At 60.0% G+C, this 11,786-nt stretch carries 15 protein-coding genes; 7 read left to right on the forward strand and 8 right to left on the reverse strand.

What is annotated here, in order from left to right; translation table 11 throughout:
* Positions 1–38: 38 nt before the first annotated feature.
* From VIQ49_RS05605 to VIQ49_RS05635, 7 genes are all read right to left on the reverse strand, one after another.
* Positions 39–236, reverse strand: a complete 198-nt coding sequence (locus VIQ49_RS05605) for a hypothetical protein (protein ID WP_331881797.1) — start codon at positions 234–236, stop codon at positions 39–41.
* A 304-nt stretch (positions 237–540) separates the two neighbouring features.
* A complete protein-coding gene (locus tag VIQ49_RS05610) occupies positions 541–1,500 on the reverse strand; it encodes a hypothetical protein (RefSeq protein WP_331881800.1) in 960 nt (319 codons plus the stop codon).
* 364 nt (positions 1,501–1,864) lie between these two features.
* Positions 1,865–2,164 (reverse strand): hypothetical protein, encoded by a 300-nt coding sequence (locus VIQ49_RS05615; RefSeq protein ID WP_331881802.1) that lies wholly within the window; start codon positions 2,162–2,164, stop codon positions 1,865–1,867.
* Between the two features lie 157 nt (positions 2,165–2,321).
* The gene (locus tag VIQ49_RS05620) at positions 2,322–2,492 is read right to left on the reverse strand and encodes a hypothetical protein (RefSeq protein WP_331881804.1); all 171 of its coding nucleotides are present in this window, start codon (positions 2,490–2,492) and stop codon (positions 2,322–2,324) included.
* Between the two features lie 8 nt (positions 2,493–2,500).
* Positions 2,501–3,187, reverse strand: coding sequence for an HAD-IB family hydrolase (locus tag VIQ49_RS05625; RefSeq protein ID WP_331881807.1), 687 nt, complete (start codon positions 3,185–3,187; stop codon positions 2,501–2,503).
* Positions 3,184–3,456 carry a hypothetical protein gene (locus tag VIQ49_RS05630; RefSeq protein ID WP_331881809.1) on the reverse strand — a complete coding sequence of 91 codons (273 nt, stop codon included), beginning with the start codon at positions 3,454–3,456 and terminating at the stop codon, positions 3,184–3,186. The genes VIQ49_RS05625 and VIQ49_RS05630 overlap by 4 nt, the downstream gene beginning before the upstream one ends.
* Positions 3,449–3,949 carry an AfsA-related hotdog domain-containing protein gene (locus VIQ49_RS05635; protein WP_331881812.1) on the reverse strand — a complete coding sequence of 167 codons (501 nt, stop codon included), beginning with the start codon at positions 3,947–3,949 and terminating at the stop codon, positions 3,449–3,451. The genes VIQ49_RS05630 and VIQ49_RS05635 overlap by 8 nt, the downstream gene beginning before the upstream one ends.
* Before the next feature lie 248 nt (positions 3,950–4,197).
* Here VIQ49_RS05635 and VIQ49_RS05640 point away from each other — a divergent pair, with 248 nt between their 5' ends.
* The 7 genes from VIQ49_RS05640 to VIQ49_RS05665 are packed head-to-tail and all read left to right on the forward strand — an operon-like array spanning position 4,198 to position 11,315.
* Positions 4,198–5,103 (forward strand): aldo/keto reductase, encoded by a 906-nt coding sequence (locus VIQ49_RS05640; protein ID WP_331881815.1) that lies wholly within the window; start codon positions 4,198–4,200, stop codon positions 5,101–5,103.
* Positions 5,104–5,105: 2 nt separating this feature from the next.
* Positions 5,106–6,146 carry a hypothetical protein gene (locus VIQ49_RS05645; RefSeq protein WP_331881817.1) on the forward strand — a complete coding sequence of 347 codons (1,041 nt, stop codon included), beginning with the start codon at positions 5,106–5,108 and terminating at the stop codon, positions 6,144–6,146.
* Entirely contained in the window at positions 6,143–7,576 is a 1,434-nt protein-coding gene (locus tag VIQ49_RS05650) for an FAD-dependent oxidoreductase (RefSeq protein WP_331881820.1), read from the forward strand. Before VIQ49_RS05645 ends, VIQ49_RS05650 begins: the two co-directional genes overlap by 4 nt.
* Positions 7,577–7,606: 30 nt before the next feature.
* Entirely contained in the window at positions 7,607–9,193 is a 1,587-nt protein-coding gene (locus VIQ49_RS05655; protein WP_331881823.1) for an MFS transporter, read from the forward strand.
* Between the two features lie 21 nt (positions 9,194–9,214).
* On the forward strand, positions 9,215–10,159 hold the full coding sequence (locus VIQ49_RS05660) for a zinc-binding alcohol dehydrogenase family protein (RefSeq protein ID WP_331881825.1): 945 nt from the start codon (positions 9,215–9,217) through the stop codon (positions 10,157–10,159).
* Complete coding sequence (locus VIQ49_RS28885) at positions 10,132–10,803, forward strand: MBL fold metallo-hydrolase (protein WP_414731580.1); 672 nt, start codon at positions 10,132–10,134, stop codon at positions 10,801–10,803. Before VIQ49_RS05660 ends, VIQ49_RS28885 begins: the two co-directional genes overlap by 28 nt.
* A gap of 56 nt (positions 10,804–10,859) precedes the next feature.
* Positions 10,860–11,315: a MarR family winged helix-turn-helix transcriptional regulator gene (locus VIQ49_RS05665; RefSeq protein ID WP_331881828.1), complete on the forward strand. Its 456-nt coding sequence runs from the start codon at positions 10,860–10,862 to the stop codon at positions 11,313–11,315.
* Between the two features lie 265 nt (positions 11,316–11,580).
* Here VIQ49_RS05665 and VIQ49_RS05670 read toward each other — a convergent pair whose 3' ends face one another.
* Positions 11,581–11,709, reverse strand: a complete 129-nt coding sequence (locus VIQ49_RS05670; protein WP_331881830.1) for a helix-turn-helix transcriptional regulator — start codon at positions 11,707–11,709, stop codon at positions 11,581–11,583.
* Between the last annotated feature and the right edge of the window lie 77 nt (positions 11,710–11,786).

Here is an 11,786-nt window from a genome sequence, read left to right on the forward strand (position 1 = left end):
CGACGGAACCGTCTCGCGGTCGTTTCAACAGAGCCGGACTACCAAAGCCCGCGACTCAGCCCGAGGCGCTTCTTAGCGGCGTTCAACTCCTCATACCCCGGGGCAGCGATCACGGGAGTCGCTACGTCGCGGACAAGTGGATCGAGTTTGCGGGCGTAGTTTTCACACCATCTCAACCACGTCGCAGCGGCTTCCTTCTTGACCGGATCGTCGAGGTCTTCGACCTTGGCGGCCATCGCTGCGAGGTACGGAGTGAATCGCTCTGCCAGTTCCCACTGTTCGAGATCAGCCCGAAGCTTTACAGACAGTGCGTATTCGCGGTGGTTCTCGACTGCCAGCGCATCCTCACGTTCCTGACGCTCGTGCGCCTCGATGGCACTGATCCGCTCGGCTTCCTTCCGGTCGATGTCCTCCTGCGCCCAGCGCGCTCGACGGTCGCGATGACGTCCGGTAGCCGAACCTCCAGCGGGATTGTCTTCGCCTTGCTGTCTGACCAGTGCTCGTTAAAGTGGTAGCGACCGGAGCTTCTCAGCGACAGTTTCAACCGATCAGACGGAACGCTGTCGGACTTCGGGATCCTGAACCAGGTTTCGCGCTCAGCACGCGCGAGTTCCTTCGGGGTGGCGATATGGGGAACGTTATCGTGCAGCTGCTCAAGCCACAGCGCACTCCGCGTATCGCCGATAGCAATGACGAAGAACCACGCAGACCGTCCCGATCAGCTTGAAAACCATTGCGATCCTTCTGGATCGGTCTGACTTCATACCCACGGGCTTCTGCCTCACGCGCCAGACAGTGCAGCAGACGAAAGCACCGCTGCCGGACTGGCGCCGGCACCTTCTTGAGATAGTCGTTCCGAAGCTCGGCAATGACCGGGTGCCACTTTCCGACACGTTCAGCAGCGATCACATCCCGCGGTTGCGTCGTCTGCCAATTCGACACGGGCTCGAACCGCAAGATCAGTGAGTTGTGGGTCTGGCCTCGTGACATTAGGACCTGTTGACCATCCGGCGCGAAGCCACGCCGATCAGATCCCGACAAGGCTCTTGTAGTTCGTCTTGTCGTCCTTGATGTTCGTTCCAGCATGCCACCGGCATCCACAATGTCTTTGACAAGTTGCCTGGTCGGCGTCGATTCGTCCGTGCCTTGTACCTGCTTCGGGCGGCGACGTTTGACGAGGGACACTCGAGGCAGCAGAGATTTGTCGTCGGTAGACGCAGGTCGCGCCGGCGGAATGTCCGGCAGTTGCTTCGCTCCCCTCCCGATCGGCCAGTGGCCTGCCGGGTATCCGTCGTGGTCCAGGTAGTAGCGGCCAGCAGGCAGCAGCGATGCCTGCCAGTTGCCACCCTTCTTCGAAATGGTGATCAGTCGACGGCTTGCCAGAGCGATCGCCGTCGTCTTATAGGTGAAGCCTGTCCAACGGCCGGGCGGGCAGCCGTCGGCAACCCACTGACGAACGTCAACTTGACCCGAGTGCAGGGGCTGCTGCGAGATTGCCACTCACCGATCCAACAGCCTCCGAGCGGCGTTCGCTTGGCGAAGTGCCACATTGCTTGGTGCACAGGGCATCTTGTGACCAAACCAGCATACGGTTGCGGCGCCGCTGGCGCAGATAGCCAGCTACGCTGTCAACGTCAACACTTCGCATCCGGGCACGCTAGGAGGACTCATGCACCCTGTCCTCAGCCTGATTCGAGACAGCCGCACAGGGGACGACCGTTCCGCGAGCGTCCTCGGCCTCGTCGAGACCCTGGACGACGACTTGCTTGCGTTCTTACTGCTGAGCGACCGGGATTCTCCGCCGGCCAACGCCGCACCCGCGACACCCCTGAGCGAAGCGCGCCAGACAATCATCGCGAGAGCTCTACCGCTTCGGCCACGAACGCTTGAAGTATGCGGCGCGGGGATCGGATTGCACCGGCCTAGCCATGCGGGTGAATTCACCGCAACTCGCTAGCCACTTCACCGCTTCCGTCGGCAAGTACCAATCACCTTCGGTCTCAACGAAGTACGAGTCGCCGGTCGACGGTCCACCCAGTCGAGCAATCTCTCCCAGTGTGTACGGCGCCAGCGGCGACCATATGTTGTTCACGACCACAGAGCGGATCTGCTCGTTGAGCTGCGGCCACCAGATGTCGATCTGGCTCGGAGAACTGTTTGTCACCCTGCAACCATAGTCACGCCACGCCCGGACTGGCGCCTTTCGAACAGTCTCGCCTTTGCTATTCGCTCGTTGACTTTGCGGTACTTCAACGAGTCAGATTCGGACGACCCAGTTGCCCGATCCATCTGCGTCGCACCCTCTTACCCTGCTGCCCTGCTCAGGCGTACTTCACCGCGACTTCCACGTCCCGAATGTCGATATAGAGCCAGGTTGCGATCAAGTCGCGAGCCATATACTCAACTTCGCCGTCGACACCTACGTGGGCTTGGGTGTACTGATCGATCTCGACGACGTGGATCAACCAGAACTGCACTCCATCGCGTGGCAAGGCTCGAACTAATGCAAAACTTGAGGTTCCCCAGTCGTGGCGTCACCTAGGACTGCGAAGTGCAGTTCTTTCGCCAGTTGGCGCATTCGTTGGTCGGCATTGACCACAACAGGGTTGCCGACGGCATTCAGCATGGGAAAGTCAGACTCGTGATCACCGTAGGCGGATGACTTCTCGAGACTTATGTGATGCTGGCCGGCATATCTGACCACAGCCACTCGCTTCTCCGCACCGATCATAGGGGCGTGAACTCGACCGGTGACGATGCCTTCCCGAAGGTAGAGCTCTGTACAGAGCACGGCATCGACATCGAGGGCCGCTGCGATCGGACGCAGCGCCGGAAGGAACGATCCCGAGACAAGCACGATCGTATTACCTCGGCTTCTGTCATGGTCCAGCTGATCGATAGCTCCGCGGCAGAAGAAACCTTCGCGCCTTGACGCCGCGGTGTACCACTGCTGGCCGGACTCAAGGAGGTCCGTCCATCGGTGGCCGGCTAGGTGCGAGTAGAAGCGACGATTGACATGCTCCCTCGGTGCTCCGCTTTCCACTGCTCGTGCGATGTCAGCGCGGATGTCCAGTCCTGACAAAGTGGTCGAGGTCGACGCGCAGTAATGATCGAGGAACTCGAACATGCTCTTGCCTGCGATGAGTGTTTCATCGACGTCAAAAAACGATGCGCAGTTCACGTTCACGCCGGAGTCTCGAGCGTCCGGTAGTCCGTTACCGCGTCCCGAAGTGCGCTGTCAGCTCGCGCGGTCTCCTTCGGAGCGATTAGGGTCGACTCAAAGGCAGAGAACACGACATGAGTTTCTGCGCAGGTTGTTTCACTTTGAGTGATGGTCACCGTGACGTCGAAAGTTTGTCGCCCAGTGCCGATCTTGGTGTCGTTGAGTTCCAGCCGAACCTCGGAGGCGAGGGGGAACAGAAAGCTCCTGAAACGAGTGTCCATCGTGTCAATCACGTGGTAATAGTGCTGAGGCGTCGGCAGTGTCAGGTATTTTTCGCAAACAGCCAGGAACATTCTGCCGAGTGGCCTCGACGATCACCATGCCTTGAACATGTTGACCTGTTTGATGATCGATCAACAGTTCGTTGTTGTTGTGGATACGAAGGACCGCCTGAAAACTCGCACTTCCAACGCGTTCGAGGTTTGCGATCAACACATTGCTGGGATCGCACTTGTGGACGAGGTGACGAGGTACGAGCTTCGACTGCGGATGACGCATTACACACACCGTTGAGCAGCTAAACCGGACCAAGGTGTGCTCGATTAGCTCCGTCTCGTAGGTTGTCACTCCTTGGCCTATGACCACCTCGAAGGACTGATCGGGGCTGGTGAAGTCCCCGCTGCGTGCTGCGGAGACGAAAGCAGAGACGGTATAGACGTTCGCGCGGCAACAAAACCCCTCGAACCTGTCGCCCACCACAACTACCTGAATAACGTTGTCGGCCATGATTTCCTCCCACTTGTAGCCTATTTGCGTTCCCCGTGGCGCAGGTCTGGGATGAGCGGTACTTCGCTTGCCCCCGTTGCGCTCCGCATAACGATAATGAGCGCAGACAGTAACTATCGTCTATGTGATATGACACACTTCGGCTGTATGACAGTATTCTGCTATAACTAAGGGTCCATAGACATGGAGAGTCGGGGCAGCAAGTGAAGTCAGCCAGAATCGGTAGATCAGTTAAGGATTTTCCTTCGGTGGGCCTGGGATGCATGGGATTGTCATGGGGTTACACGGATCCGAGCCAGTCACACGAGGACCGGGTTACATTTCTCCGCGCGGCATTCCATGCTGGGGTGCGCCTGTTTGACACCAGCGACCAGTACGGGCCATTTACAAACGAGGCGTTGGTCGGCGAGGCACTAGAAGCTGTACGTCCGGAAGTGTTCCTAGCAACAAAAGGTGGACTCGTAGTCGACGCCGAACGTCGTACCGGACGGAACGGGTCTCCCAAATACCTACGAGAGGCGCTGAGCGCCAGTCTCGCCCGGCTCCGCACCGATTACGCCGACCTCTACCAGCTGCACCGAGTCGATCCCTCTGTCCCACTGGAACACAGCTGGGAAGCTCTGGCCGCGCTCGCCGAGGCCGGACTAACGAAGCAGATCGGGCTCTCTGAAGTGTCGATCGAAGAGATCGAACGAGCGCAGCGCATTCATCCCGTCGCCAGCATCCAGTCCGAGCTCTCCCTCTGGTCGCGGGAACCACTAGCTGAAGTCATCGACTACTGCGCTGACCATGGCATCACATTCATCGCCTACTCCCCTATCGGACGAGGATTCCTCGGGGGCAGCACGGATATCGGTTCACTACCGGCCGGCGATTGGCGCCGCAACAACCCCCGCTTCCGGGCCGATGCCGCGCATGTCAACCGCACCAACATCGTGCAACCACTCGAACAATGCGCGCGCGAAATCGGAGCCACCCCAGCGCAGGTCGCCATCGCCTGGGTGCTTGCCCAGGGCGATCACATCGTCACTATCCCCGGCACACAGCGACTGCAGTACCTCCAACAAAACCTTGCAGCGGGGGCGATCTCGATCCCAGAGGAGTGGATGCAGCGTTTGAACAACTTGCCCACAGCTGTCGGATCACGGTACTGACAATGGAATCGACAACGCATCTGACAATCCTGGCCCCAACGATGGTCGCCCCCGCTAGGCGGCAGACGCTCAGCGAAGCGCTCACGTCAGGCACATCGATAGGTCGCAAGCCTGTTGTTCCTGAGTCATTTCGGGTGCCTGTTGCCGATACTGGGCCAATCGATCTTGGGTCGGCCGCGGTACGCGAGAGCCTGCACAGATCCCAGATCTCCGCTGAAGCAATCGACAGCCTCTTCTATGCGTTCACCTACTACCAGGGCAGCCATTTCTTCTCGCCCTCCCACGCTGTCGCACGTCGGGCCGGGCTCGACCGCGCAGTGCCGATCGGTATCCAACAGATGTGCAATGGAGTTGGCACTGCGCTCTCATTGTCTGAAAATGTTGCCGCAGGCCAGGGCTTCACATCGGTCATTGCATCCTCCGACGTATTCGCTGCACCGGGGTTCGACCGATGGGGCGCGGACTACGGCATCGTCTACGGCGATGCAGCGACAGCAATGATCGCCACCAACCAACTCGAGGTGATCGACCGGGCCCATGGACCGATATGCACTGTAGTTGCCACGGCAACAGCTGCATTGTCGCAACTTGAGGCCATGCATTATGCCCCTGACATGCTGTCACTCGATCCGGCACGAGGCTTGCCCGTTAACGTGCGCGCCACCAAAAAGCGCTATCTCGAACACTATGGAAAAGACCTTCTACACAAGTCTTTACAGCGCTCCGTCGAGGAGCTGATCGACCAGGTGACGGTGGCCGCCACGATCGCTAGCGCCATCCCCGACGGAAGAGTTTGGCTACCACGCCTCCTCTCGGAAACGATCGATTCAATTTACCTTCCGGCCATCCGCCGCAGCACTCCGTTACAAACCGAGCCAGTCCCGGAAACCGGCCACCTCGGGGCAGGCGATCTGACTGCCAACCTTGCCGATTGCGTCGCGGACCCGCAGAACCACGATGCCACTCACCTGTTCATCAGCGCCGGAGCGGGTTTCACGATCACTGTCGCCGCAATCACCGTCGCCCCTAGGCGGGAGTCTTGATCGACGAGTCAACCGTACTGATCGTCGGCGCCGGTCCCACGGGGCTGATGACAGCCCTCGAGCTCACACTCAACGGGACAGCTGCCACCGTGATCGATGGACGAAACGACCGTGGGGTCCGATCCAAAGCGACGACCATCTGGTCAAGACAACTCGAACTCCTCGACAGGCACGGTCTGGCCGAACCAGTCATCGAGGCCGGTACCCGGGTCGACCGGATCACGGTGTCCACGCCCTACCGCCGCCTCGGCACGTTCGAACTCGGCGAGTTGACGACCACCAGATTCCCCTTCGGAATATCGATTCCGCAGCCCGATTTCGAGGCCCATCTCCGTCTGCGGTTACGTGAACTAGGCATTACGGTCGAGGGCGGACTCGAGCTGATTGGCCTCGAAAACACCGCAGGTGGCGTCTGTGTCGCGCTGCGCGACGTGCACGGATCAACATACGAGCGTCATGCCGCTTTCGTCGTGGGCGCTGATGGACCGGAGAGCAGCGTCCGCGCTGCCTTAAACATCAAGTTCTCGCAGTACGGGCCCGATACTACGTTCGCCATCACTGACGTCGCGATTTCCGGAACAATCCCACCGCGAGATGTCGGCTATTACTACAGCACCCACGGAGCGCTCGGGCTAGTGCCAGTCGGAGCCGGAGCATTCCGGATTGCGACCGGTATTCCACACGGCGCAGACTATCTCGGCCAGCAGGGATTTCGAGAAGCCCTTGCTTTGCGCGCGGGCATCACCGCCGACCTGGTTGATCTGCCGTGGGAATCTCACTTCCAAGTGAAGTTTCGCCACGCGGACACCTACTCGATGGGTCGAGCTGCGCTGGTCGGCGATGCAGCGCACACCATGAGCCCGGCCGGCGGCCAAGGCATGAACACTGGCCTTCAAGACGCAGCCAACCTCGCATGGCGCATCACAGAGATTGTCAGTCACTCGGCTGAGCCTTCGACGCTGCTCGACGAGTACACCCAGGAGCGTCGCGGCGATGTCAAACGCGTCATGCAGACCAGCCGACTGCTGACGCGGTTCGGTGCCACCTCGACGTTATCGAACCGCATCGAACGTGAACTTCTCTCGGCAGCTGTGCGCTTCACCCCTGCAGTCCGCCGCAAGATCACCCACCGACTCGCCCAGCTCGATACGCGATACGCCCCGTCACGTCGCAGCTTTGGAGAGAAATCATCGCTTCGCCCAGGTGATCGGCTGCCGGACAACTTGCCGACAGCACCTCACCACGCACACCGCACCTATCGCTGGACCGGTAGCCGATCTACTCCCCATCTCGACGCTTCGGTTGCACATACACACACGCTGAACGCTACGGCGGTTCCTGACGACGCCGCTGCAGTGCTCGGTAAAAAGCCAGCAGTCATCACCGTCAGGCCAGACGGACACGTGACCTCTTACACCGCTCTCAGATAGTCCGCCACCGCTTCTACAGAAAGGCCACTCATGGCGAAAACTCAACCCGTCGTTGACCATGCGTCCAGCCGAAAGAACAATCCGGTTGTTCTGGCCGCGGCATGCATTGCAGCAGTGCTGCTTCCTACATCCATCACCGGCACAGGCGTCGCTCTGCCTTCGATCGCTGCCGACATCGGCGGCGATATCGTCCAATTGCAGTGGGTCGTTCACGCCTACGACCTGACATTCGCCGCGTTCATGCTCGCGTTGGGCTCAATGTCAGACATCTACGGGCGCCGCCGGATGTTCCGAATCGGAGTTACCACCTACGGCATATGCGCGCTGGCAGCGAGCGCTGCCAGCAACCTGCTCTTCCTCGATCTCGTACGCGGTATTACGGGTATCGCCGCGGCAGCAGTAATGACAAGCGCAGCTGCGGCCATCGCCCAAAACTTCGAAGGCCCCGCCCAAGCTCGCGCCTTTGGACTATTCGGAACAAGTTTCGGCATCGGGCTCGCCTTCGGCCCCATGCTCGCCGGCGGCTTGTCGACTGCGTTCGGCTGGCGGGCATTCTTCCTCGCCCAAGTCGTCGTGGCAATCCTCGCCCTGAGTTGCTCGAAGCCACTGCCTGGACGACCAGAAGCAGCCACCAGAAATATTGACTGGCCGGGAGCAGTCGCCTTCGTTCTCTGCCTGTTTAGCTTCATCCTCGGCCTCGTCGAAGCGCCACAACGAGGACTCGACGACCCATATATTCTCGCTCTATTCGGTGCCACTGTCGCGCTTGCGGCCGCATTCGTCGTCATCGAACTTAGGTCCTCGCACCCGATGTTCGACCTTTCGCTACTAAAACAGAAGCGCTACTTCGCGGTATGCCTCGCCCCGATCTCGCTCGCATTCGGATTCGTTGCCTTACTGGTCTACCTCCCCACGTACCTGATGACCGCGCATGACCTCACTGCCTGGAACGCCGGCGTCTACATGATGGCTCTGACACTGCCAACCCTCGTCATGCCCGGAGTCGCTGGCGCACTCGTTGCCCGCGGCTACAGCGCACGCTGGTTGATGGTTGTCTGTATGTCGCTCGTCGCGGCCGGCTGTTTCGGCATGATCAGCATCGATAGCAGTAGCTCGCTGATAGCCACAGCATTCCCGCTCATTGTGATCGGTACCGGCTTCGGCATCTCGAACGGAATCCTCGACGCTGCCGCCGCTACATCGGTCGCTCCTGAACGTGCGGGCATGGCGGTCGGCATGTTCAACACCACTCGCATCGCCGGGGAGGTTGTGGCCATCGCTGTCATGGGCAGCCTGATCGTGGCCTACTTGAGAAGCGCTCTCTCCGATACCCCTATCGATCAATCTGCATCCCTGGCAACTGACGTCCCTGACGTCGCGAACACCATCGCCGAAGGCAGCCTGAGAACAGCAAGCGAAGCACTTGAGGAACCCCCACGCGGCGACTTCCTCGACTGGGCACTCGACGCGTTCGACCACGCCATGCACTGGTCGTACTTCTGGATCGGGATCGTTTGCGCGCTAACTGTGCCTTTCATCGCAGTCTTCATGCGCGAACCCGATGCCACTTCTTCCTCCCACCAACCACAACCCGTCGATGCTCCGACACCCAGCTGACTCCGATAAGGACAAAATTCTATGAAGTCAATCTCATTCGACCGCTTCGGTGGGCCCGATGTACTCAACGTCGCCGAAGACCCCGCTCCCAAACCCGGACCAGGACAGATTCTCATCGACGTCGACCACGCTGGCATCAACTTCGCAGAGGTCATGTTCCGTCGAGGCCAGATTTCGGTCGACCTCCCCCACACGCCAGGGCTCGAAGTGGTGGGCACAGTCGTCGCCACAGGCACTGAGCCAGGGCCCATCTCGATAGGGGATCGCGTCGCAGCACTCACCCTCGGCGGAGGCGGGCAAGCAGAGCTCGCCCTTGCCGACACCGACAAATCCATCAAGCTGGATGGCCGATTGTCTGGACTCGACGGAGCAAGCACCGCCGCAATTCTGTGCAATGCCACCACCGCGATCGGCGCGATCGCACTCAGCGGCCGACCACACACGGGCGACAGAGTCCTGATCACCGCTGCGGCCGGTGGCGTCGGGCGGTGCCTGCTCGACCTACTCCAGGGCGAAGATCTCACCCTGGTCGCCGTCACCAGCGATCTCAGCAAACTCGGAGAACTCACCTCCGACACAGAAGCAGTCACCTACGACGAACTTGCCGATGCCGAGGACTTCGATGTCATCTTTGACACCATCGGCGGCCCAGTCCGAAAGCTGCTGCGAGACAAGACACGGTTACTCGGCCGTCACGTCATCATGGGTGATGCAGCAAACGACGATCTTCAAATTGATTGCGACAGCATCTGGTTCGGCTGCACCACCCTGGTCGGCTACAACCTAGGCGCGATCGGGTACTCCAAACCCGACCTGCTACGCGAACACATGCGCCAGGCACTCACACATCTCGCAGACGGACGGATTAGGGCCAAGTTCACCGAGATTGGTGCCAACGAGGTGCGCGAGGCTCACACTCGCCTTGAACAGCGCACGTCATGTGGCAAGTACGTCCTTACCTGGTAGCCAGCTCCGTGATCGACTACCACCACAAGGCCTTTGGCCCTGAATTTGGGTTCACCAACACGTACATCGTCGGGCCGACAGACTCCGATGAAGTGGTGGTGGTGGATCCAGGACGCGGCAGCGCACCCTGGGTCCACCACACACTCGACGAACGAGGACTAGACGCCGTCGCGGTACTCCTGACCCATGGGCACATGGACCACACATGGGACGCCGCGCCACTCGCCGATACACTGCGCATCCCAGTACATCTTCCACGGGCCGGACACCACCTACTCGCGCGACCGGAGGAAGGACTACCCGCGCAGTTTCCCCACCGACTGATCCAAAAGCACCCGCATCGGCGACCTCTCGAACTCCTCGCCCCGGCCCCCGTAATGCGCCTGGCCGGTCTTCAGGTCACGACGGTACCGACGCCGGGGCACACTCCGTGCTCAGTCACCTATGTCCTCGACTGCGGATCGGCACGGATCGTCTGCACGGGTGACACACTCCTCGGCAATGGGCGGGTCAGCACACCTGTTCCACCAGGAGGTGACGCACACCAACTTTCCCGCAGCACCGGCATCCTGCGCGCCGCATGGATCCACGAGACATGCACGATCCTTCCAGGACACGGGAACCCCTACCAGATCATGCCCTAGATCTGATATGCCCCAGTATGCTGTCACAAGTACGGAACAAATGAGGAGGAAGACCCTTGCCAGACGACGTGGGCCTTGCGCTGTTGTCAGAGGTCCTCGACCAAAGGATTGGCACCTACGTAAAAAGACTTGAGCAACTGATCATCGGGGCCAAGACCGCAGAACTGCGTCCGCTCGACATCACCGTCCCGCAATACGCCGCCCTCCTCACGATCAAGCACCTTCAGCCCAGTTCTGCTGCGCAACTTGCACGTAGCGGGCTCGGAGCCCCCCAATCGATAGCAACAATGCTCAACAATCTCGAGAACAAGGGCCTCATCGAGCGCCAGACGTCTCCAATCCATCAAAAGCTTATCGAAATACGGTTGACGGACCTCGGGACCGACACTGTCAACAAAGCAGACGACCTCGCAGCAGGTATCGAACGCAAACTACGCAAAGCCATCGGAGAAGAACTCTTCGAGAGCCTCGTAAAGATCGAGCAGATCACCGCAAGACACTTGCAGGTATGACCTCACCAAAGCCCCCTCGACCAGATTCACCGATTGCAGTCGCGAAGATCCGACGTCTGAGGTCTTCACGACTGGCCTGCGTCACACAGCCCGACCGCGGTTGAGCCCGCCCCGCGCCATCACGACTACGCAGCGACAGCGGGACGGAATACACCACAGACGATGTCTGGACACCCGTGGGCATCCGCGTCGTCATATCGCTAGCGCCGCGAAGATCCGATCCCGTCGTCCGATCCCGCTGGCATCCGCGGCTCAAACTGCTGAGCTACGCCGACTCCCTAAGCAGGTCAATCGGATCTACCTCCAGGAAGTCGGCAATCTTCTCGAGAGTCTGAAGGGTGAGGTTGCGCTCCCCTCGTTCGACGCTGCCCATGTACGTGCGATGGAAGCCCATTGAGGTTCCCCCGAGGTAGTGGACACCGAGATAGCGGGATCACCGGTCCCGCTGGGAGGATGTTCACATGTCGCGGA

This window comes from Williamsia sp. (genome assembly GCF_036566845.1).
In the GTDB taxonomy this organism is placed as follows: Bacteria; Actinomycetota; Actinomycetes; order Mycobacteriales; family Mycobacteriaceae; genus Williamsia.

What these genes read in the sequence shown, in the direction of transcription:
- VIQ49_RS05605 (WP_331881797.1), bottom strand. Translation starts at nt 236, where the DNA reads ATGGCCGCCAAGGTCGAAGACCTCGACGATCCGGTCAAGAAGGAAGCC.
- VIQ49_RS05635 (WP_331881812.1), bottom strand. Translation starts at nt 3,949, where the DNA reads ATGGCCGACAACGTTATTCAGGTAGTTGTGGTGGGCGACAGGTTCGAG.
- VIQ49_RS05645 (WP_331881817.1), top strand. Translation starts at nt 5,106, where the DNA reads ATGGAATCGACAACGCATCTGACAATCCTGGCCCCAACGATGGTCGCC.
- VIQ49_RS05655 (WP_331881823.1), top strand. Translation starts at nt 7,607, where the DNA reads ATGGCGAAAACTCAACCCGTCGTTGACCATGCGTCCAGCCGAAAGAAC.
- VIQ49_RS05660 (WP_331881825.1), top strand. Translation starts at nt 9,215, where the DNA reads ATGAAGTCAATCTCATTCGACCGCTTCGGTGGGCCCGATGTACTCAAC.
- VIQ49_RS28885 (WP_414731580.1), top strand. Translation starts at nt 10,132, where the DNA reads ATGTGGCAAGTACGTCCTTACCTGGTAGCCAGCTCCGTGATCGACTAC.
- VIQ49_RS05670 (WP_331881830.1), bottom strand. Translation starts at nt 11,709, where the DNA reads ATGGGCTTCCATCGCACGTACATGGGCAGCGTCGAACGAGGGGAGCGC.